Origin of the sequence: Bacteroides luti, assembly GCF_900128905.1 — a bacterium.
Lineage (GTDB): Bacteria > Bacteroidota > Bacteroidia > Bacteroidales > Bacteroidaceae > Bacteroides > Bacteroides luti.
The window spans coordinates 1-23504 of sequence record NZ_FQTV01000025.1; the positions used below are offsets into that span (position 1 = coordinate 1).

23 protein-coding genes are annotated in these 23504 nt (G+C 36.8%); 21 read left to right on the top strand and 2 right to left on the bottom strand.

Annotated elements, in window-relative coordinates; genetic code table 11:
- The 14 genes from BUC21_RS15660 to BUC21_RS15725 all read left to right on the top strand — a co-directional run.
- Positions 1-471, top strand: a 471-nt coding sequence (locus tag BUC21_RS15660; protein WP_175550533.1) for a fibronectin type III-like domain-contianing protein, incomplete at its 5' end; no start/stop codon positions are given.
- A 274-nt stretch (positions 472-745) separates the two neighbouring features.
- Positions 746-958 carry a hypothetical protein gene (locus BUC21_RS15665; protein WP_073404157.1) on the top strand — a complete coding sequence of 71 codons (213 nt, stop codon included), beginning with the start codon at positions 746-748 and terminating at the stop codon, positions 956-958.
- A 567-nt stretch (positions 959-1525) separates the two neighbouring features.
- Positions 1526-2158: a porin family protein gene (locus tag BUC21_RS15670; RefSeq protein ID WP_073404159.1), complete on the top strand. Its 633-nt coding sequence runs from the start codon at positions 1526-1528 to the stop codon at positions 2156-2158.
- A 374-nt stretch (positions 2159-2532) separates the two neighbouring features.
- A complete protein-coding gene (gene argR / locus BUC21_RS15675; RefSeq protein WP_073404161.1) occupies positions 2533-3009 on the top strand; it encodes an arginine repressor in 477 nt (158 codons plus the stop codon).
- A gap of 39 nt (positions 3010-3048) precedes the next feature.
- Positions 3049-3660, top strand: a complete 612-nt coding sequence (locus BUC21_RS15680) for a GNAT family N-acetyltransferase (RefSeq protein ID WP_073404163.1) — start codon at positions 3049-3051, stop codon at positions 3658-3660.
- 23 nt (positions 3661-3683) lie between these two features.
- On the top strand, positions 3684-4886 hold the full coding sequence (locus BUC21_RS15685; protein WP_073404165.1) for an argininosuccinate synthase: 1203 nt from the start codon (positions 3684-3686) through the stop codon (positions 4884-4886).
- Positions 4887-4907: 21 nt separating this feature from the next.
- Positions 4908-5876 carry an N-acetyl-gamma-glutamyl-phosphate reductase gene (gene argC / locus BUC21_RS15690; protein WP_073404167.1) on the top strand — a complete coding sequence of 323 codons (969 nt, stop codon included), beginning with the start codon at positions 4908-4910 and terminating at the stop codon, positions 5874-5876.
- Positions 5877-5893: 17 nt separating this feature from the next.
- The gene (locus BUC21_RS15695; RefSeq protein WP_073404169.1) at positions 5894-7018 is read left to right on the top strand and encodes an aspartate aminotransferase family protein; all 1125 of its coding nucleotides are present in this window, start codon (positions 5894-5896) and stop codon (positions 7016-7018) included.
- Between the two features lie 208 nt (positions 7019-7226).
- A complete protein-coding gene (gene proC / locus BUC21_RS15700; RefSeq protein ID WP_073404171.1) occupies positions 7227-8000 on the top strand; it encodes a pyrroline-5-carboxylate reductase in 774 nt (257 codons plus the stop codon).
- 12 nt (positions 8001-8012) lie between these two features.
- Positions 8013-8567: a helix-turn-helix domain-containing protein gene (locus BUC21_RS15705; protein ID WP_073404173.1), complete on the top strand. Its 555-nt coding sequence runs from the start codon at positions 8013-8015 to the stop codon at positions 8565-8567.
- A gap of 54 nt (positions 8568-8621) precedes the next feature.
- Positions 8622-10280, top strand: coding sequence for an AMP-binding protein (locus tag BUC21_RS15710; RefSeq protein ID WP_073404174.1), 1659 nt, complete (start codon positions 8622-8624; stop codon positions 10278-10280).
- Between the two features lie 880 nt (positions 10281-11160).
- Positions 11161-11346 (top strand): DUF2007-related protein, encoded by a 186-nt coding sequence (locus BUC21_RS15715; protein ID WP_073404176.1) that lies wholly within the window; start codon positions 11161-11163, stop codon positions 11344-11346.
- Positions 11347-11430: 84 nt separating this feature from the next.
- Positions 11431-11676 (top strand): DUF2007-related protein, encoded by a 246-nt coding sequence (locus tag BUC21_RS15720; RefSeq protein WP_073404178.1) that lies wholly within the window; start codon positions 11431-11433, stop codon positions 11674-11676.
- Positions 11677-11763: 87 nt separating this feature from the next.
- Positions 11764-12006, top strand: a complete 243-nt coding sequence (locus BUC21_RS15725) for a DUF2007-related protein (RefSeq protein ID WP_073404180.1) — start codon at positions 11764-11766, stop codon at positions 12004-12006.
- 136 nt (positions 12007-12142) lie between these two features.
- Here the strand turns inward: BUC21_RS15725 and BUC21_RS15730 are convergent, their stop codons facing one another.
- Complete coding sequence (locus tag BUC21_RS15730) at positions 12143-13294, bottom strand: pyridoxal phosphate-dependent aminotransferase (protein WP_073404182.1); 1152 nt, start codon at positions 13292-13294, stop codon at positions 12143-12145.
- Between the two features lie 238 nt (positions 13295-13532).
- Between BUC21_RS15730 and proB the strand changes: the two genes are divergently transcribed.
- From proB to BUC21_RS15760, 6 genes are all read left to right on the top strand, one after another.
- Positions 13533-14615, top strand: coding sequence for a glutamate 5-kinase (proB, locus tag BUC21_RS15735; protein WP_073404184.1), 1083 nt, complete (start codon positions 13533-13535; stop codon positions 14613-14615).
- A gap of 21 nt (positions 14616-14636) precedes the next feature.
- Positions 14637-15884, top strand: coding sequence for a glutamate-5-semialdehyde dehydrogenase (locus tag BUC21_RS15740; RefSeq protein WP_073404186.1), 1248 nt, complete (start codon positions 14637-14639; stop codon positions 15882-15884).
- A 31-nt stretch (positions 15885-15915) separates the two neighbouring features.
- Complete coding sequence (locus BUC21_RS15745) at positions 15916-16872, top strand: Rossmann-fold NAD(P)-binding domain-containing protein (RefSeq protein WP_073404187.1); 957 nt, start codon at positions 15916-15918, stop codon at positions 16870-16872.
- A 91-nt stretch (positions 16873-16963) separates the two neighbouring features.
- Entirely contained in the window at positions 16964-19063 is a 2100-nt protein-coding gene (locus BUC21_RS15750; RefSeq protein ID WP_073404189.1) for a glycoside hydrolase family 97 protein, read from the top strand.
- Positions 19064-19353: 290 nt separating this feature from the next.
- Complete coding sequence (locus BUC21_RS15755; RefSeq protein WP_073404191.1) at positions 19354-20850, top strand: glycoside hydrolase family protein; 1497 nt, start codon at positions 19354-19356, stop codon at positions 20848-20850.
- A 37-nt stretch (positions 20851-20887) separates the two neighbouring features.
- Complete coding sequence (locus BUC21_RS15760; RefSeq protein ID WP_139261488.1) at positions 20888-22183, top strand: hypothetical protein; 1296 nt, start codon at positions 20888-20890, stop codon at positions 22181-22183.
- A gap of 42 nt (positions 22184-22225) precedes the next feature.
- Here the strand turns inward: BUC21_RS15760 and BUC21_RS15765 are convergent, their stop codons facing one another.
- On the bottom strand, positions 22226-22555 hold the full coding sequence (locus tag BUC21_RS15765; protein ID WP_073404196.1) for a winged helix-turn-helix transcriptional regulator: 330 nt from the start codon (positions 22553-22555) through the stop codon (positions 22226-22228).
- Positions 22556-22690: 135 nt separating this feature from the next.
- Here BUC21_RS15765 and BUC21_RS15770 point away from each other — a divergent pair, with 135 nt between their 5' ends.
- Positions 22691-23323: a cysteine hydrolase family protein gene (locus BUC21_RS15770; RefSeq protein ID WP_245797149.1), complete on the top strand. Its 633-nt coding sequence runs from the start codon at positions 22691-22693 to the stop codon at positions 23321-23323.
- The last annotated feature ends 181 nt before the right edge of the window (positions 23324-23504 follow it).

The following is a 23504-nucleotide window of genomic DNA, read 5'->3' on the forward strand; positions in this document are numbered from 1 at the left end:
CCGGGCGATGGTAAGGAAGAGACCTATAAAGAAGATATTTTTGTGGGATACCGTTGGGCTGATAAGCAGAAAGCCAAACCATTGTTCAGCTTTGGTCATGGTCTGAGCTATACAACCTTTGCTTATGGAAAAGTTTCTGCAGACAAAAAGCAATTGACTGCTGATGGAGAAATAACATTTACTCTTTCAGTAAAAAACACCGGCAAACGTTCCGGTTCGGAAGTTATTCAGCTGTATATTAGTGATTTAAAATCCTCTCTTCCTCGTCCTATAAAAGAGTTGAAAGGCTTTAAAAAGATTCAGTTAAATGCAGGCGAAGAGCAAAAGGTTTCATTTACTATCTCTAAAGAAGAGCTAAGCTTCTTTGATGATGCTAAGCATTCATGGATAGCAGAACCAGGAATGTTTGAATCCCTTGTAGGTGCTTCTTCTACAGATATACGATCAAAAGTTTCTTTTGAATTGAAATAGGTATTTCCAGATATTTTAAGAGTTAAAAGTGATTGGTTAGATGTTGGTGGGAACGTAAAGTGCAAATTGTGCTTTGCGTTCTCTTTTTTATTTTCAAAGAGTATATGTTGTTTTGTCTATGTCTGCTTTTCTGCAGAATTATTTTCTCCATTTATCCCCTAAATAAAGTAAATCAGACAAAAATATAGAACTTAAATTCGTATTGTTTTGTTATTAGTGTAGAAATATAATATTCTTTTCATCGATATATAATTAGCGAACAAGGTTTAATATTATGGGAGGATTAATTATGAAACGACCGGCATCTCTTATCTGTGGCATTATTCTTTTAATATTTGCCTTTATTCAACTTATTCGTTATACATTCGCAGTTCCAGTTGTAGTTAATGGCATTACAGTACCAATCTGGGTAAGTGCTGTTATAGCAATTATTTTTGGTATGATGGCTTTTTGGCTGTTTAATGAAAGAAAAAACGGCTTAAAGTGAGGGATGAGTGAGGGATGAAAATGCATCCATTACCTCTTAATTATCATTTAATGAGGATGTTATTAAGAATGGTGAGTGAGTGAGGGATATTTTTTGTTTTATGTAATTTTTGTCGGATTACGAAATAATATAATCCAATTATCCGCCTAAAATTATTGAGCAATCCCTGTCCGGTTATTGGCCAATGAATTTAGTTTATTCACCAATGCTTTTTATTTATTGGTGAAAGGATTTTGTGATCATAATATAGAATAAAAAGTAATTGATAGCAATGCTATTCAATAAGTCTCGACTTTAAGGCCCTTTAGCGAGGGCTTTTTTTATAAAAGTGTTAAAGAAAGGATAAATAACGTTTTTAAGTTTAAAGTATTCCTTTTGGTTTTGCATTTTATATCCATATATAAGCAATTTACTTTATGTTTGTACCTGCAAAGAAGATGGAAGGTTGCTACAAAAACAGATTCACAAACACAGATTACTCAGTTGAGAGTTTTGTTTTTGTTTCAAAAAACAATTAATCACTGCTCTTTTTAGGGGGAAAGAGTAAACATTAAAACACGAAAAAGTATGAAGAAAATTTTTGTTTTAGCAATCTTTGCGATTGTATCCGTCACAACATTTGCACAAATTTCATGGAATGTAAAAGGAGGTATAAACTTTAGTTCTTTTGGGGGAGAGGACATAAATGGTTCTCAGCTCAAACTTAATTATCAGATTGGAGTAGGTATGGATTATGCGTTGAGCAAAAGATTATCCATTCAACCTTCTTTGTTATTTATAACTAAAGGAGCCAAGTATGATCAAAGTCAGGAAAAAACGACTTTGAATCCGCAATATATCGAGCTGCCAATTATGGCTGCTTACAAATATCGCCTTTCAGATAATGTGAAATTAGCTATCAGTGCAGGTCCGTATATGGCTTATGCTCTTGGCGGCAAATATAAAGACGAGATCTATACATCGGAAACTACGACATTAGTTGAGAAAAATATTTTCGGTGACCGAAATAATTTTGAAAACCGATCTCTTTCCGATAACAGATTCGATTATGGCTTGGGAGTGGGTACAACACTTGAGGTAAGAAACTTTTTAATTGGCTTGAATGCTTCATCAGGGTTGAAGAAAATTCTTAAAGATGTATCCAGATTTAAGGATGCAAAAAACGTTTGCTATTCATTATCTGTAGGATATAAATTCTGATTCCCTAATCTAATATGCCAATAAAACGTATATTAGAAAAGCATAAAGCTATTTTTCCCCAGACATGCAGATGTTTGGTACTGATCACGAACATGTTTATCCCCTAAACATGTTCGTGGTTTTTTATATATACTCTTCATGTATGTAGTACTAAGATATCTGAACTTATAAATCTCTTAGTTTGTTGTTATACAAAATGCATTGAAATTTATCATGAATGAAAAGTGTATATTCTTTCCGGAATGAGCGCTAAAAATAATCCATATTCATTTTTTTATACTATTTTTTATGCATAAAACTAAAAAAAATCCGCAATTATGCATTTTGTATCCAATAAAATGTATACTTTTGCAGGTAAATTAGAATAATTATACATGACGACGAACAAAAGTAAACGATTAGATTCGATAAAGATGATTATCTCTAGTAAAGAGATAGGTAGTCAGGAAGAGCTGCTTCAAGAGTTGGCTAAGGAAGGCTATGAGCTTACACAAGCTACTTTGTCAAGGGACTTGAAACAAATGAAAGTTGCAAAAGCTGCCACAACAAATGGTAATTATGTGTATGTTTTACCGAATGACACCATGTATAAAAGAACAATTGATGTGCCTAGTGCTGGCGAAATGTTGTTGCAGAGCGGTTTTAAATCTATTGATTTTTCCGGAAATATGGCTGTTATAAAAACACGTCCCGGATACGCAAGTAGTCTGGCTTATGACATTGATAACCGTGAATATAAAGATATTATTGGCACTATTGCAGGAGATGATACAATATTGTTGGTTTTCAGGGATGGCTATTCCCGAAATGAAATAAGACAGTCATTATCTCAGATTATTCCGAATATTTAATCTACATAATAAAACTTAAAAATAACATTAAAGGAAAAAATGGAAATCAATATTGAAATTCTTGTAGCCAACGAGAGTCATATTCCATACGTTGACATTATTTTAAACACAATAGAAGCAGCTGCCAAGGTTCGCGGAACCGGTATTGCAAAGCGCTCCCCTGAATACGTAAAACAAAAGATGATTGAGGGAAAAGCGATTATAGCCCTTTGCGGAGATGAGTTTGCTGGATTTTGCTATATAGAAACATGGAGCAACAAAGCATTTGTTGCCAATTCAGGATTAATTGTTGTTGATAAATTCCGTGGTCATGGCTTGGCAAAGAAAATCAAGCGTCGTGCATTCGAACTTTCGCGCCAACGTTTTCCGGAAGCTAAAATATTTGGTTTAACTTCTGGCCTGGCAGTAATGAAAATTAATTCAGAATTAGGATATGTTCCTGTAACTTTTTCAGAACTTACTGACGATGAGGCTTTCTGGAAAGGTTGTCAGAGTTGTGTTAATTACGATATTCTTCAAAGAACTGGTGGAACAAAATGTATTTGTACTGCTATGCTTTACGATCCTGCAAAACATCCGGATGATCCATTCAACAAGGCGAAGAAAGATAATGAAGAGGCAGGAGAAACAGAAGAATCAGAAAATAAATAAGGTTATAAAAATATTAGATAGATATGAAAAAAGAGAAGGTCGTTTTAGCATTTAGTGGTGGTTTGGATACCTCATTTTGTGCAAAGTATTTGTCAGAAGAAAAAGGATACGAAGTATATACAGCTGTAGCTAATACTGGCGGATTTAGCGATGAAGAGTTGAAAGTAATAGAAGAAAAGGCTTATAAACTAGGTGCTGTAGAGCATGTTACTCTTGATGTTACTCAGGAATATTACGAAAAGAGCATCAAATATATGGTGTTTGGTAATGTTCTTCGTAATGGAACTTATCCTATTTCTGTAAGTTCAGAACGTATTTTCCAGGCAATGGCTATCATTAATTATGCAAAGGAAATTAAAGCAGATTATGTTGCTCATGGAAGTACCGGTGCAGGTAACGATCAAATCCGTTTCGATCTTACTTTTGATGTACTTGCTCCTGAAATCAAGATTCTGACTCCTACACGTGATATGTCTCTTACTCGTGAATATGAAATAGACTATCTTAAAAAACATGGAATAGAAGCCGACTTTAAGAAACTTGAATATTCTATCAATAAAGGTCTTTGGGGAACATCAATCGGTGGAAAAGAAACTCTTCACTCTGAACAAGGTCTTCCTGAAGAAGCTTATCCTTCACAAGTTACTTCAACCGGAACAGAAACATTGAAACTGGAATTTGTAGAAGGTGAAATTCATGCGGTTAATGGTGAAGTATTTGAAAATAAAGTTGCCGCTATCAATAAAATAGAAGAAATCGGTTCAAAATATGGTATTGGTCGTGATATGCACATTGGTGATACTATTATTGGTATCAAAGGTCGTGTAGCTTTCGAAGCTGCAGCACCTATGCTTATTATTAATGCTCATAAAATGCTGGAAAAACATACCTTGAGCAAATGGCAACAATACTGGAAGGATCAGATTGGTACATGGTACGGAATGTTCCTCCACGAAGCTCAATATCTGGAACCTGTAATGCGCGACTGTGAGGCTATGCTTCAAAGTTCTCAACGTAATGTTAATGGTACAGTAATTATTACTCTTCGCCCGTATTGCTTTAGCTTAGTAGGTGTTGAATCATCTTTTGATTTAGTTAAGACTGACTTTGGTGATTATGGTGAAGTTGGTAAAGGATGGACTGCAGAAGATGCTAAAGGATTTACCAAAATTCTATCTAACCCATTGAGAGTTTATTACGCTAACCAAAAGAAAAACGGAAAATAACAAATACGAGTTTTGTAGATTATGATTAAAGTCGGAATTATAGGAGGAGCAGGATATACAGCAGGGGAGTTGATTCGTTTGCTTATAAACCATCCAGATGTTGAAATCGTTTTTATTAATAGTAGCAGTAATGCCGGAAACAAAATAACTGATGTTCACGAAGGTCTTTATGGCGAAACAGATATGGTATTTACCGATGAATTGCCTCTTGACAAGATTGATTTGCTTTATTTCTGTACAGCTCATGGTGATACCAGAAAATTTATGGAAAGCCATACTCTGCCAGAAAATCTAAAAGTAATAGATCTTTCGATGGATTATCGTATTGCTTCTGATGAACACGATTTTATTTATGGTCTTCCCGAACTGAACCGTCGTCGTATTTGTCAAAGTAAACATGTGGCTAACCCTGGATGTTTTGCTACATGTATTCAATTAGGTTTATTACCTCTTGCAAAAAATCTGTTGCTGAATGGAGATGTGTCTGTAAATGCGATCACCGGTTCTACCGGTGCTGGAGTAAAACCAGGGGCTACTTCGCATTTTAGCTGGAGAAACAATAACATGTCTATCTATAAGCCATTCTCTCATCAGCATGTTCCTGAAATAAAGCAATCTGTCAAACAATTGCAGAACAGTTTTAATTCAGATATAGATTTTATTCCTTATCGTGGAGATTTTGCCCGTGGCATTTTTGCAACTCTTGTTGTTAAGACAAGCGTAACACTGGATGAAATTAAACGTATGTATATTGAGTACTATGAAAAGGACTCATTTGTACATGTTGTTGATGCGAATGTGGATTTAAAGCAGGTAGTAAACACTAACAAATGTTTAATCCATCTCGAGAAACATGGTGATAAGCTTCTTATCATTTCATGCATAGATAACTTATTAAAAGGTGCTTCCGGACAAGCTGTTCATAACATGAATCTGATGTTCGGACTGGAAGAAACAGTGGGGCTGAGGTTAAAACCGAGTGCCTTCTAAAACAACCAACAAAAGAAATGAAACTATTTGATGTGTATCCTTTATTCGATATTAATATCGTAAAAGGAAAAGGATGTAAGGTCTGGGATGATAAAGGTAATGAATATCTGGATCTTTATGGCGGACATGCTGTAATTTCAATTGGTCATAGTCATCCTCATTATGTGGAAATGATCCAAAAGCAAGTTGCAGAGTTAGGCTTTTACTCTAATTCTGTAGTAAATAAACTGCAACAGCAATTAGCAGAACGCCTTGGAAGAATATCTGGCTATGAGGACTATTCATTCTTTATGATCAACTCTGGTGCAGAAGCAAATGAAAATGCATTGAAACTTGCCTCTTTTCATACCGGACGTAAACGGGTGGTATCTTTTTCAAAGAGTTTTCATGGCCGTACTTCGGCTGCTGTACGCACAACTGATAATCCTAAGATTGTTGCGCCTATCAATGAGGGTATTGATGTAACTTTTCTAGCTCTTAATGACATTGATAGTGTGCGTTCTGAGCTTGAAAAGAACGATGTCTGTGCCGTTATTATTGAAGGTATTCAAGGTATAGGTGGTATCAAAGTTCCTGAAAATAGCTTTATGCAGGAATTACGAAAGCTGTGTACGGAAACCGGAACTATTCTGATTCTGGACGAGATCCAGTCAGGATATGGTCGTAGTGGAAAATTCTTTGCCCATCAGTTTGCAGGAATTCGTCCTGACATTATCACAGTAGCTAAAGGCATTGGTAATGGATTCCCTATGGGTGGAGTCTTAATCAGCCCTCTGTTTACCCCAGTTTATGGAATGCTTGGAACAACATTTGGAGGAAATCATCTTTCGTGTGCAGCTGCTCTTGCTGTTATCGATGTGATTGAGAACGAAAATCTGATAGAGAATGCTTCTAAAGTGGGAGATTATCTTATGAAAGAACTTAAGCAGTTCCCTCAGATTAAAGAAATTCGTGGAGAAGGCCTTATGATTGGTCTTGAATTTGAAGAACCTGTTAAGGAGCTTAGGACACGACTGTTATTTGAACAGAAAGTATTTACCGGTGTAAGTGGTACGAATGTGATACGACTTCTTCCTCCGCTTTGTTTAAGCCTGGAGCAAGCCGATGAATTTATAGAAAGATTCAAAAAAGCCCTTAATTGATCTACCCTCAAAAAGTTAGATTGGTTAATGAATAGATAATAATAGGACTAAGTTCGGAATATAACCGGCTTAGTCCTTTTTTGTTTAGTGTTTATCTCTAATACATAATAAGTAACACTAGACTTTGTTTTTTATGCAATTTGCTTACATTTTGAAGTTTTTTATGTAAGTTTGCAAGTGATACCAAGAATAGTTAAACTAAGATGATATGAAAATAGCAATTATTGGAGCAGGCAACATGGGCGGAGCTATTGCTCGCGGTATTGTACAAGGTTCCAAAGTCAAAGCAGTTGATATTACAGTTGCCAATCCTTCCAATGGTAAACTTGATGCTTTAAAGGCATTCAACCCGGAAATTAACGTCACTAACAATAATCAGGAAGCAATAGAGAATGCAGATATCGTTCTTTTAGCAGTTAAACCCTGGTTGGTTAAATCGGTATTGGAGAATATTAGCTTTGATGCAAAAAAGCAGATTCTTGTTACGGTAGCTGCTGGTGTTGCCTTTACTGAATACTGTAAAATAATAGGTGAATCAGCAACTATCTTTCGTGTTATACCAAATACAGCTATCTCACTTCTTGAAAGTACCACGTTAATAGCATCCTACAATGCATCAAAAGAACAAGAACAATTCATGCTCGATCTTTTTGATGAAATGGGACTGGCTATGATTATTAATGAATCGCAGATGAGTGCTGCTACAGCGCTTACTTCTTGTGGTATTGCTTATGTGCTGAAATATATTCATGCTGCTGTTGAGGCTGGTGTGGAAATGGGTATCTATCCTAAAGATGCACAGAAAATGGTAGCGCAGTCTGTTAAGGGAGCTGCCGAGCTTTTATTACAAAACGATACGCACCCTGCTATTGAAATTGATAAGGTAACTACACCGGGCGGATTAACAATTAAAGGACTTAATGAATTAGAACATGCAGGCTTCAGCTCGGCTATTATACGAGCAATGAAAGCAAGCAGATAATACCATTTAATCATGGATGAACAAATAAAACAAATTGCAGAACGTTTACGCGGATTGCGTGAAGTACTTGAACTGTCAGTGGAAGATGTAGTAAAAGACTGCGGGCTCTCTATTGAAGAATATGCTCAGGCGGAAAGTGGTGAATCAGACATCTCGGTAAGTATGTTACAAAAGGTTGCCCGTAAGTATGGTGTGGCTCTTGATGCGTTGATGTTTGGCGAAGAACCCAAAATGAGTACTTATTTTCTTACCCGTGCAGGCAAAGGTACATCTATTGAAAGAACCAAGGCTTACAAATACCAGTCATTGGCTGCAGGATTTAAGGACAGAAAAGCTGATCCGTTTATTGTAACTGTGGAACCAAAGGAAGAAGATTGTCCTATTACTTTCAATGCTCATGCCGGACAGGAATTTAATCTCATTATTGAAGGCCGCATGCTGTTGAATATTAATGGTAAAGAATTGATTCTGAATGCAGGAGATAGTATCTACTTTGATTCAAAACAACCTCATGGAATGAAAGCACTTGATGGTAAATCGGTGAAGTTCCTGGCTATGATTATGTAAACAACCATAGCTTTTTTAGTTAACCGATTTACAACGATAATAACTTATAGAAATATGATCGAAAGATTTTTAGAAAAGACGGAGTTTACTTCACAGGAAGACTTTGAACAGAATTATAAACTTAAGGTTCCTGCGAATTTTAACTTTGCTTACGATGTAGTAGATGCATGGGCTGCCGAGCAACCTGACAAACTAGCCCTTCTATGGACTAATGACAAAAACGAATGTCGTCGCTTTACCTTTGCCGAGATGAAGGAAGAAACAGATAAAACTGCCTCTTATTTTCTTTCTTTGGATATTAAGAAAGACGACAAGGTGATGGTTATCCTGAAGCGTAGATATGAATTCTGGCTTACGATTATTGCTTTGCACAAAATCGGAGCTGTGATTATTCCTGCAACCCACTTGCTTACAAAGAAAGATATTATTTATCGTAACAACGCTGCTGATATAATGACTATCGTAGCCGATGGTGATGAACTTATTATTGGTCACATCAATGATGCAATGGCCGAATCTCCATCAATGAAACACCGTGTTTCTATCGGTCCGGTTATTCCTGAAGGATGGGAAGACTTCCATAAAGGAATTGAAAATGCAGCTCCTTTTGTTCGTCCTGCCCATGTTAACGATAATGAAGATATTATGCTTATCAGCTTTACTTCAGGTACAACAGGTAACCCGAAGATGGTAGCGCATAATTTTGTTTATCCATTAGGTCACATTATTACTGCTAAATACTGGCACAACCTTCACGAAGGTAGTTTGCACCTCACTATCGCCGATACCGGTTGGTTGAAAGCTCTTTGGGGAAAACTATATGGTCAATGGATTGCAGGTGCAGCTGTTTTTGTTTATGATCATGAGAAGTTTACTCCTTCTGCTATTCTAGAGAAAATTCATGATTATCACATCACTTCACTTTGTGCGCCTCCTACAATCTTCCGTTTCCTTATTCGTGAAGACCTTACTAAATACGATCTTTCTTCATTGGAATATTGCACCATTGCAGGAGAAGCGTTGAACCCTGCTGTTTACGAGCAGTTCCACCAGCTTACAGGCATCAAGTTGCGTGAAGGTTACGGACAGAGTGAAACTACTCTTGTAATCTTTACTTCTCCGTGGATGGAACCAAAACCAGGTAGTATGGGTGTTCCTAGTCCTAACTATAAAGTAGACTTGCTAACTCCCGATGGCCGTTCGGCTGAGGAAGGTGAGCAGGGCCAGATTGTGATTCGTCTTGATAACGGACTTCCTGTAGGTCTTAGTGAAAGGTACTACAGAAATGAAGAGTTAACCAACGAAGCTTATCATGATAATATGTACTTTACAGGCGACCTTGCATGGAGAGACGAAGATGGCTATTTCTGGTTCGTAGGTCGTGCTGATGATGTAATCAAGAGCTCTGGTTACCGTATCGGTCCATTCGAAGTGGAAAGTGCTTTGATGACTCACCCTGCTGTTGTTGAATGTGCCATTACCGGTGTACCCGATGAAATCCGTGGACAAGTAGTTAAAGCTACAATTATACTTTCTAAGGAATACAAGGCGAAAGCAGGTGAAGAGCTTGCTAAAGAACTTCAAGATCATGTGAAGAAGGTTACTGCTCCTTACAAATATCCTCGTGTGATTGAATTTGTTGACGAGCTTCCAAAGACTATCAGTGGTAAGATTCGTCGTGTTGAAATCCGCGATAAAGATTCAAAGAAATAATTTCATTATTATCGATATATGAAAAGGCATCCCGTTCTTCGGGATGCCTTTTTAGGTTTAAACAGGCTCCCTCAAAGTCAGGTGAGAAATTTAAAGTTTACTCTTCTAAATGTTTGTTTAACAACGTCTTTCCTTTTAAGAAATTGCTTCTCTATTTATTGGTGAATGGATTTTATTTATTGGGCGTTGATGGATTGTTTATTGGCGAATAAATATAATTTATTGGCGGAAAGATTTGTGTATATAACTTCTCTTGCTCAAGGCTTTTATAATGGAGAAAATCTTATTTTTGTCTGCACCTATAAACAACCTAATTATCTGTTTTAATGAATGTGATAAATGGGTAATAAATTGATTGTTAAGTGATTGCAAAAATGGTTATTGTAATGCTAATCTATCTTAAAATATAATTTTTTTAAGCGGTATTTTATCTGTATACATCAACACAAATGACACTTACATTTGTAGTGCTATATTTTCGTCATTGTTTTGAAATGAATATTACAATTAGAATAATACTATTTCAATGCTAAATTTGTAATAACTGATTTAAGAAATAGGAATATTGTTTTAGTTTCTTAAAATAGTTTTAAAGCGTTTAATAATCAAAGGTTTTTTGTTTTTATTATATTGAGATGAAATCCACTTATTGTATTTTTTATTTTGTTAATTGTAGGGCATACAAAACTTTTTTAGTGACTATCTATGCTACAATAAGAACAGATAAATATCTAAGTAAGAAATAATTAAAATAAGTGTTCATATTACATTTATTTGTGTACAACGTTTGCATAAGATATTGGATAAATGTACTTTTTGCGTTTTGATGAAGAAATATTTTCTATATATATTTGCCAGATAATCAATTTTATTTTTATCAATGAAAACTACTAAAATCTCATTAATCGATGTATTCTCTGGTTCACCTTGGGAGGTTGTACTTATTAAAAGTTTATTAGAAAAAGCTAACGTTCAGACTAAAGTAAAAGATGAAGCTGAGATGAGAGTAGCTGTTCCAAGTGAAAGCTATACTCTGGCAATGAAAGTACTGGCCAACCGTATATAAGCAGCATATATTTATTTTTGTTACATCAACATTTTGTAATAGAGGTTTGTTATATTTGCACTCGTAAATATAGAATTAATAATTATGGGCTCAAGTGATAAACTACCTCTGGTAGAAGTTTTCTTTGGCTCTCCGTGGGAGGCTGAATTAGTTAGAGGACTTCTTGAAAGTGTTGGCATACAAGCAGCTTTAAAGAATTATAATATGGGATATATGGCTATTACCATGTTAACCGAGGTGCCAACAGGTGGTGGGGTGGCTGTTCTTGTATCTGCCGACGACTATGATATGGCAACAGAAATTATAGCCAACAGAGAAAATGTTGAGTAAAGCAGAATATAAAATCTTTTAGACAACAATTTTATAAAGATTTTGTTATATTTGTGGATAAAGTATAAATCCTTAAATATAATAATTATGACTGCAGACGATAAAACTCCATTGGTGGAAGTGTTTACTGGCACTCCATGGGAAGCGGAATTAGTGAAAGGGTTATTAGAAAGTGTAGATATTGAGGCTGCTTTAAAAGATGATAACCTTGGAAGTATGGCTCCTGCTATGACTGTTAACTTTGGTCCGGGTGGTATGAAAGTTCTCGTATCTGCCGATGATTATGAAGCTGCGGTACAGATCGTAGAAAATAGAGAGATAAAGAAATAATGAAAAGAGGCATCACAGATTTTTGTTTGTGATGCCTCTTTCAGTTTCTATTATATTCTTTTCAATACAAACATCCTTGCTTATCTATGATTTAGGAATGCTGTATATCACTTCAATTACTAATAATAAGTAAATCTTATACTTGTAATGTATTAAGGTAAGCCTCAATCCGATCCATGCCTTCCTTTATATTTTCAAGTGAATTGGCATATGAAAAACGGATATATCCTTCGCCACCTGTTCCGAAATCTACTCCCGGAGTTACACCTACGTGAGCATGCTCAAGTATATTGAAAGCAAATTTATATGAATCTTTAGTAAACCTGCGTGCATCACAGAATATATAGAAAGCTCCTTTAGGTTCAGCATCAATCTTGAATCCCATCTCTTTTAAGCGCGATATCATGTACACTCTGCGTTCATTATAGATGGCTTTCATCTTTTCAACATCCTGTTCTGCTTCTTTCAAAGCTGCAATACCAGCCTGCTGAGCAATGCTTGGAGCACAGATAAACAGATTCTGCTGTAGTTTTTGCAACGAACGGATATATTCTTTTGGAGCAATAAGATAGCCTAATCTTAATCCTGTCATAGCAAATCTTTTTGAGAATCCATTTAGCACAAATGCTTTGTCGGTAAACTCAAGGATGCTTCGTGCTCTACCTTCATAAACCAGTCCGTGATAGATTTCATCGGAAATAACAGGAACTCCCAGAGTTGCTATCTGCTTCATAAATGAATCATCCAGAAGCGTTCCGGTTGGATTCATCGGTGAGTTAATAAATATACCTCGGGTAAGGGGAGTGATGCTTTTCTTTATATCTTCTATGTCGTATTGAAATCCGTTGGAAGCCCGTAAAGGAACCAGCACTGGATTTGCATGAGCTGCAAGTGTAAAGTTTCTATAGCAGGCATAGCCTGGATTCGACATAATAACTTCACTCTCTGGCTCGCAAAGTAACATGAGCGTTAACAGAATAGCTGGTGATGAACCGGATGTTACCACAATACAGCCGGGATCAACGTCCACATTATACTCTTTCTTGTAAAAATCTGCAATTGCCTGTCGAAGATCAGGATGCCCCAATGAATGGGTGTAGTGAGTCTGATGCTTATCATAAGCAGCTTTAGCGGCCTGAGCCACACATTCCGGAATATCAAAGTCGGGCTCGCCAACTTCCATGTGAATAATGGAGATTCCCTGTTTTTGCATTTCGTTTGCTTTTTCCAAAACATCCATTACAATGAACGGGGTAATTTGCTCCACTTGAGGGTTTGTAGTTCTCATTAATAGGTTATTTGCTTGCAAAAATATAAAAAATCAGTTTAGCAAATATTCTTTTAATATACTTTTAACGAATTTGAATAATTAGATATTTATGATTTGCTTTCCCAAAGCCGTTATTTTCTCTCTTCTGATAATCGGATACATTGACTATTCTTGATATATGGTTTAAGAAAACAGACGTATTTTATCACAGATCGATTATATTTCCTATATTTGTACTTCTAATTTATAACTAAGAATGGCGTATCAATTTACAAAGATTGCAGTTAAGATAGGCAGTAATGTACTTACCCGTAAGGATGGTTCTCTCGATGTAACCCGTATGTCTGCGTTGGTTGACCAGATAGCAGAACTTCGCAAGGGTGGGGTAGAGGTTATCCTTATATCCTCAGGTGCAGTGGCTTCCGGAAGAAGTGAAGTACGTGCTTCAAAAAAACTAGATAGTGTAGATCAGCGTCAGCTTTTCTCAGCTGTGGGGCAAGCTAAGCTCATAAATCGGTATTACGAGCTCTTCCGTGAGCATAAAATTCCCGTGGGACAAGTGCTGACGACTAAAGAAAACTTCGGAACGCGTCGTCATTATCTGAATCAGAAAAACTGTATGACGGTGATGCTCGAAAATGGAGTGATTCCCATCGTAAATGAGAACGATACGATTTCTGTTTCCGAACTTATGTTTACTGATAATGATGAACTTTCCGGATTAATAGCCAGTATGATGGATGCCGAAGCACTTATTATTCTAAGTAATATTGACGGCATTTATAACGGTTCGCCTTCTGATCCGGCTTCGTCAGTTATCAGAGAAGTGGAGCATGGGAAAGATCTGTCAGATTATATTCAGACTGAAAAGTCGGGTTTTGGTCGTGGGGGTATGCTTACTAAGACAAACATTGCCCGTAAGGTGGCCGATGAAGGAATCACGGTTATTATTGCCAATGGTAAGAAAGATAATATTCTTGTTGATTTACTGAAAAAGCCAAAGACTACAGTCTGTACCCGTTTTATACCTTCCACCCAGGAAGTTTCAAGCGTGAAGAAATGGATAGCCCACAGTGAGGGCTTTGCTAAAGGTGAACTTCACATTAACGAACAAGCAGCCCGGATTATCAATTCAGAAAAGGCGGTGAGCATTCTCCCTGTAGGTATTACCCATATAGAAGGTGAATTTGAGAAAGACGACATAGTGCGCATTATGGATCATAACGGTAAGCAAATAGGAGTTGGAAAAGCTTCTTTTGATTCGTCCGAAGCTAGAGTAATGATCGGTAAACATGGTCTGAAGCCAATTGTGCATTATGACTATCTATATATTGAATAAAAATCTAATTATTGACAGATGATGGATTTAAAAGATACATTTCAGGCCGTTCAGGCAGCAAGCAGAAAACTTGCCCGACTAAGTGACAAACAGATAAATGAAATATTATTGGCATTAGCTGATGAAGCCGAAGCCCAAATTCCTCTTATCCTTGCTGGAAATCAGAAAGATTTGGCTAAGATGGAAACAAGCAATCCTAAATATGACCGTTTGATGCTTACAGCAGACCGTATAAAAGGAATTGCTGGCGATATTCGTAATGTAGCTACACTTCCTTCTCCACTGGGACGTGTACTTATGCAGACCACCCGCCCCAACGGGATGGAACTTACAAAGATAAGTGTGCCATTCGGAGTGATAGGTATTATCTACGAAGCACGCCCTAATGTGAGCTTTGATGTGTTCTCACTTTGCTTAAAAAGCGGTAATGCTTGTGTATTGAAAGGTGGAAGTGATGCCGATTTCTCTAACCGGGCTATTGTGAAAGTAATCCATTCTGTTCTTGAAAAGTTTGGTATTGATACACATATTGTAGAACTTCTTCCGGCTGACAGAGAAGCAACTTCTCAGCTTTTAAATGCTGTGGGATATGTTGATTTATTGATACCTCGTGGAAGTAGTAGCTTGATACAGTTTGTTCGTCAGCATGCCACAATTCCTGTTATCGAAACAGGAGCCGGTGTATGCCATACTTATTTCGATGAGTTTGGTGATCTTGAGAAAGGAACAGCCATTATTAATAATGCCAAAACAAGAAGGGTTAGTGTTTGCAATGCCTTGGACTGCGTGGTTATACATGAAAAGCGTTTGTCTGATTTGCCATCTCTGTGTGAGCCTTTGCAAAAAAGTAAGGTTATTATATATGCAGATAAAGAAGCTTATAGGGTATTGGATGGTCATTATCCTTCGGAATTGCTTAAGTCTGCCACACCAGAAAGCTTTGGTACTGAGTTTCTTTCGTATACAATGTCTGTAAAGACAGTGAAAGATATCAATGAAGCCCTTGAACATATTTATATAAACAGTTCAAAGCATAGTGAGTGTATAGTGACAGAAAACATGGATAATGCAGAATTGTTCACAAAATCTGTTGATGCGGCATGTGTTTATACCAATGTTTCCACTGCATTTACTGATGGTGCGCAGTTTGGCCTTGGGGCAGAAATAGGAATTAGTACACAGAAATTGCATGCTCGCGGTCCAATGGGACTTGAAGAGATTACTTCCTATAAATGGATTATTAAAGGAAATGGTCAGATAAGACAATAATAATTTGATAACAACTAAAAAAGAAAATAAGATGAGACATTTTACCAATGTAAATGATTTAGGCGATCTGAAAGCAGCTTTAGATGAAGCTTTTGAGATAAAAAAAGACCGTTTCAAATATGTTGAGCTGGGAAGAAACAAAACCCTTCTCATGATATTCTTCAATTCAAGTCTTCGTACTCGTCTCAGTACTCAAAAGGCTGCAATGAATCTGGGTATGAATGTTATTGTGCTCGATGTAAACCAGGGAGCTTGGAAACTGGAAACAGAAAGAGGTGTGATAATGGATGGTGACAAGACTGAACACCTTCTTGAAGCTATTCCTGTTATGGGTTGCTATTGTGACATTATCGGTGTCCGTTCTTTTGCTCAATTTCAAAATAAGACAGATGATTATAACGAAGTAATCATTAATCAGTTTATCAAATACTCCGGTCGACCGGTATTCTCAATGGAAGCCGCTACACGCCACCCATTGCAGAGCTTTGCTGACCTCATCACTATCGAGGAATATAAGAAAAAGGCTCGTCCAAAAGTTGTTATGACTTGGGCTCCACATCCTCGTGCACTTCCCCAGGCAGTACCTAATTCCTTTGCCGAATGGATGAATGCTACTGACTATGATTTCGTTATTACTCATCCCGAAGGTTATGAACTCGATCCTAAATTCGTAGGCAATGCCAAAGTAGAGTACGACCAGATGAAAGCCCTCGAAGGTGCCGATTTCGTTTATGCAAAGAACTGGAGTGGCTATGCAGGTGATAACTATGGCCGGGTGATAAGCAAGGACCGCGCATGGACAGTGAGCGCTGCTCACATGGCAGTAACCAACAATGCATATTTTATGCACTGCCTGCCTGTAAGACGAAACATGATCGTAACGGATGATGTAATTGAAAGTCCCCAGTCTATTGTGATACCTGAAGCTGCAAATCGAGAGATTTCAGCGCAAGTAGTACTTAAACGTATTTTAGAAGGGCTTGAATAAAGCCCTTTTTTTTAATCTAACTACTATGAAGCACAAATATTAGCTCATTACTATTTTATTTTGCGATACAAAATACTATTAAAAAAATATTATGAGAAAAATTATTTTTATTCTTCTTTGTCTATTGATAGTTAATACATCAGTAGCACAAAATTTAAATTCACCCGATGGAAATTTAACTCTTACTTTCCGGTTGAATGATAATGGTACTCCTTCTTATAAACTTTTGTTTAAGGGTAAAACTGTTATAGATGAAAGTAAGATGGGTTTTACTTTCAATTCTTTGGCTTCATTTACAGAAAAGTTTGTTATAACAGATACTAAATTCAGTACTTCTGATAAAGTGTGGCAACCGGTATGGGGGGAGCAAAAAGATATCAGAGATAATCACAACGAAATGCTTGTTTCGCTAAATCAAACTTCTACCAACAGAAAGCTCAATATACGTTTTCGTTTGTTTAATGATGGTTTAGGCTTTAGGTATGAATTCCCTGTTCAAGAGAATCTCCGACATTTTACAATAAAGGAAGAAGCAACCGAATTTAAACTTTCCGGCAATCATAAAGCATTCTGGATACCGGCCGACTATGATACGAATGAGTTTCCGATAACGATATCGAAACTATCTGAAATTGCCGATTTAATAGGTAAAGTTCGTCAAGAGCCTCTTGCAGCAAAAGCTCCAGCTCCGGGATTGGCTATACAAACACCTTTGATGCTAAAATCAGATGATGGATTATATATCAATATTCACGAAGCAGCTTTGGTCAATTATCCTGCAATGGCTCTAAATCTTGATGATAAGGCTTTTTGTCTGAGTGCACATCTTACACCAGATAAGAATGGAAATAAGGGCTATATTCAAACCGGAACCGTAACTCCGTGGCGTACTGTTGTTGTAAGCGATGATGCTCGTGCAATATTAGCCTCTAAACTAATTCTGAACTTGAATGAACCTTGTAAGTTAGAAGATACTTCCTGGATTAAACCAGTAAAGTATATCGGAGTTTGGTGGGAATATTTCACAGGCGGTAGCTCTACATGGGCCTACACAGACAATCCGGATATCATAATTGGGCAAACAGATTATTCCAAATTGAAATGTAATGGTCATCATGGAGCAAATACAGCTCATGTAAAAGAATATATTGATTTTGCTGCGCAGAATGGATTCGATGCAGTTCTTGTTGAAGGCTGGAATGAAGGTTGGGAAGACAACTGGGCTTATGCAAAAGAACATATTTATAGCTTTACTAAAGCATATCCCGACTTTGATGTGAAAGAGTTGCATCAGTATGCAGCAAGTAAAGGGATTAAAATAATTATGCACCATGAAACTACATCATCGGCTATTAATTATGAACGTCAGTTAAATGATGCTTTTCGTTTTATGGTCGATAATGGATACAATTCAGTGAAGACTGGTTATGTAGGACCAATTATTCCACGAAGTGAGTATCATGATGGACAATGGATGGTGAATCATTATCTTTATGTGGCCGAAACTGCAGCAAAGTATAAAATAATGGTCGATTCTCATGAAGCTGTTCGCCCAACCGGACTTTGCCGTACTTATCCTAACTGGCTTGCACAGGAATCTGCACGTGGCACAGAGTTTGAATCATTTAACGGCAATAAACCTGATCATACAACAATTCTTCCTTTTACCCGATTGATGGGTGGACCAATGGATTATACACCAGGAATATTTCAGGGTGATTTGTCAGTTTATGGAAAGAATAAAGCGAAGCTGAGTACCACACTGGTTAAACAACTTGCTTTATACGTAACAATGTATAGTCCCTTGCAGATGGCTGCCGATTTACCTGAGAATTACAAACGTTATTCCGATGCATTTCAGTTTATAAGAGATGTTGCGGTTGATTGGGACAACTCCTATATTCTTGAGGCAGAACCTGGCGATTATATTACGATTGCACGTAAAGCTAAAGGTAAGAACGAATGGTATATTGGTGGAATAACCGATGAGAATGCCCGTGAAGCTGTTATTGATTTAAGCTTTCTACCAAAAGGGCAGAAATTCCATGCAACAATTTATGCCGATGGTAAAGATGCTCATTGGATTAATAATCCACAGAGTTATACAATAAAAACTGTAACTGTGACAAGCACAACTAAACTGAAGCAGAGACTGGCTCCAAGTGGAGGCGTTGCTATAAGTATTAAATAGTTGATTGTTTCTTTTTAATAAAGGTCAAATAGAATAGCAAGAATCAGCCAAACAAGGACAACCGATTGATAATATGAGGTTAAGTACTTTGTTTGGCTTTTCTTTTGTGCTGAAAAAGTTGCTGATCTGCAAAGCTCAATAATCTAATTATTAAAGCCAGCAGATATCTCTAATTTTATTCTCATTGCACTAATAATAAACAAAAAAAGTAACCTTAGAATTAAGTATTAGTTGATCTTGCTTCGTATTTAAAATTACTAATATAAATTCCATAAAAAATAGTTAGTACTATGAAACGAAAATTGTTAACTCTATTATTTGCTTTTGTTAGTCTTTTACCTATCTCAGCGCAGACGAAGATAGCTTATAATGATGATTTTACTGTTACTGTCGATAAAGAGGTTTTATCAGTATATTCAGTACCAGTTGACCGGGTGGCAAACGGCAAGCACAATGTAGAGAAAAGTAGTTTTGTAACTCTGACAGAAACACAGGGTAATAAAATCGTTCGCGTGCATTATAATAAAGGTCTTATTCACAAGGTTCGTATCCGCCCATCTTCATATAACATTCCGTTTATTCAGAAAGACTCTGCCACCATTGAGTTTACATTGACAAGGCCAATGAATATCTCAGTTGAGATTAATGACGATATCTATCATAACTTACACATTTTCAAAGTGCCGGAGATTTCAATGTCAAAAACCAAAAATGCTGTATCTTTTGACAAGTACAAGACTCTGGACAAAAAGGCTAAGGCAAAAGTCAAGACTCTATTTTTTACAGCTGGCTACCATGAAATTGAAGGAAATTTCATGGATGTTGAGTCAGGTATGACAGTCATAATTAACAAGGGTGCATGGGTGCAGGGAGGACTTAGAGTCATAGGCAAGCATGATGTTAAGATCATAGGAGCTGGTGTGCTTCGTCCAAAAGATCGTGGTTATGGAGTTGAGATAACATCATCAAATAATGTGCTTGTTCAGGGAATTGTATCAACTCAGGTGCCAACAGGTGGTTCGCATGATGTAGAGATTAAAGACGTGAAAATTGTATCACATTATGGTTGGGGTGATGGATTTAATGTTTTTGCATCATCCAATGTGCTCATTGATGATTGTTTTGCCCGTAATTCTGATGATTGCCAGACTGTCTATGCTACCCGTTTGGGGCACATCGGTTCGGCACGAAACATTACCGTTCAAAACTGCATTTTTTGGGCAGACGTTGCTCACCCTATTTTCATTGGTCTTCATGGCGCAGCTTCTTACAAAAAAGATGTTGTGAGCAGAAATCTTCCTCTTGCGCAAAATGCGGATGAAATTGCAATAAAGTCTGATACCATTGAGAACCTTGTATATCGTAACATTGACATCCTCGAAGAACGCGAGATGCAGATTGATTATCAAGGTTGCATGGCTATAAACTGTGGAGATAATAATGTTGTTCAGAATGTGCTCTTCGACAATATCCGCATTGAGCCTATCAACTGCGGAATGCTTTTCAATATACGTGTTTCCCATAACAAAAAATATTGCGAGGCTCCAGGTAAAGCCGTCAATAATATCACATTTAAGAATATAACATATTCCAGCGGTAAAGAGAGCAACTCTATTATTGAAGGTTGGAGTGTGGAACGTCCTGTTAAAGATGTAATATTTGATAATCTTGTCATTGATGGGAAGCGCATCTGCGACACGATGCCTGATAAACCAGGATGGTACAAAACAGCTGATTTTGCACGGATTATGCTAGGTAACCATGTGAATAATGTTACATTTAAGTAGCATAATGTAATTTCATTTTCATCAAATAAATAACTTTATGAAACGATATAACTTAATCTTATTGTCTTTATTTGTTAGCTCAGTATTGATGGCGGGTAAACATGTTGGTTTAGCTGAATTTGATTATTTTACAGGCGAAAAAGGCTCACGTGCATATATTCGTCTGCCTCGAGGTCAAAAAGAAGTGAAAGCTGTGCTCTATGCACATCAGAATATGACAGAAGAAGTGCTCTTCAGAAGCCCTAGGTTTACTCATCAAATGGATAGTCTAGGCATAGCAATGGCATTTATACAACGAGGCTCGCAGAATTGGGACACTTCTGTCAAAGATAGCCTTGGACGTTCTTGCCAGGAACGATTTGAACAGATAATAAAAGAATTTGCAATTGGCACCAAACATCCCGAAATTGCCAAGGCTAAAATTATTCCATTCGGTCATTCCGCACAGGCAACTTTCCCATGGAATTTTGCAGCATGGAATCCGGATAAAACACTTTGCATCATCTCTTATCATGGCGATTCTCCACGTACGAATCTTTGTGGATATGGCAGAGCAAATATAGAATGGGGGCGTACCCGAAACATTGATAAAATACCGGGATTAATGATTGAAGGCGAATATGAATGGTGGGAGGCACGTGTTAACCCCTCTCTTGCTTTCAGGATGATGTATCCCGATTCTCGAATTTCTTTTCTATGTGATGCTGGCAGGGGACACTTTGACCTCTGTGAAGAGACAATGGATTACATTGCAAAATTCATTGCAAAGGCTTTGGTCTATACTCCAAAATCCACACAGTCTCCAAATAACGATCCTCAATTTGTAGCCGAAGCGGCCGACGGCGTTTATTATTCCCGTTGGTATGCAGATGGTCATGAATCTACCATTCCACAGAATCAGTTTTGGTATTTTGACGATGAAATGGTTTCACTCACTAAAGCTCGATATGCCAAAGCGCATGGGAAGAAGATGCAATATGTATCGGCCAAACTCAATGAAGAATTGATGTTTTACGATATTAACAAGCATGTAAAAATCAGTGGTAAATGTAATAATAACGAGTTCAGCCTTGAACCGGTCTTTGTTAATAAGGATAGAGATACTGTGTGTAATGAACATGCAAAAGTACGTCCGCGTATAGTACTTATTTCTGGCCCGGCAATCCAAATTGATGAATATACATTTCGGTTTGATCCTGATTATTTCGGCGCAGATCCTAAGCAACTATGGCCAGGCATTACCATTTGCGTTGAAGCAGATGGAGACGATGAATACAAATCTGCTGTTCAGGAAATTAATATACAAGTCTCAAAACCTATAATCCCCCGTTGATATAATTAAATCAGTATGTATATAACTCTGTCTAGAAGGTTTTTACTTAACCTCTTTCATATTCTTGTATCCCCATTCAACCAGGTATCTAATAAAAGGAATTAGTTCTTTTCCCGTTTCTGTAAGTGTATATTCAACTTTTGGGGGAACTTGTGGATACATTTCTCTATGAATTAAATTATCTGATTCAAGTTCTCGTAAAGTTTGAGTTAACATCTTTGTTGTAATGCCTGAAATTTCACGACTGAGTTCACCATAGCGCATTACGCTATATTTATTTAGTGCCCACAAAATACGTCCTTTGTATTTACCTCCTATTCGTTGAAAAGCAAAATCAAGTACACAAATATCTTTTTCTGATTTGTTATCCATTTTTTACTGTTGTTAATGTGCTTAAAATCAACAATACATACATTATTGTATGTACCATACAATAATGTATATACTTGATACAAAGATATATATTATTTATTTTTGTGACGTAATAACAAACTAAATTTAAAGAAAATGGAAAAAGTACATGTTCTATTGTTGTTTATATGCATGGCTCTTGTAGGGCAAAGCAGTGTAAGTGCACAAAGTATGAAAGCAAAACAAGCATTATTAATTATTGATATTCAGAACGATTATTTTGAAGGTGGAGCAAATCCATTGGTTGGTTCGCTTGAGGCAAGTTTGAATGCACAAAAAATTCTAAATGCTTTCCGGGCTAAATCATTACTCGTTGTCCATATCAAACATATATCATCACGTAGTGGCTCTACATTCTTTATTCCTAATACGAGAGGTGCAGAAATTCATGAGAACGTTGCACCACTTAATAACGAAAGTGTGATTATTAAAAACTACCCAAATAGTTTTCGAGATACAAAATTATTAGAGGTTCTAAAAGCAAATAATATTACTGATTTGGTTATTTGTGGAATGATGACGCACATGTGTGTTGATGCCACAGCAAGGGCTGCAAAAGATCTTGGATTTAATAGCACTATTATCAGTGACGCATGTGCCACTAAGAATTTAGAAATCCAAGGACAGAATGTGACAGCTCAAAATGTGCAGAAATCATTTCTTGCAGCTTTGAGTTATTATTATTCAACCATACAAGAAACCAATAAGTTTTTGTTGAAATTACAATAGATATATCAATAAAATCTTTTATTACAATACAATTATTATAAAGTAATAATTATATTGTGTTCATTATCAGTGTTATAAAAATAGCTAGGTGGCAGATCCTATGTTTGCAATAAATATGCTGAAGTGAAAAAATAAGAAGCATAAGCTAAGAGTATTTTTTATATTTGAGGTACCAAACTTA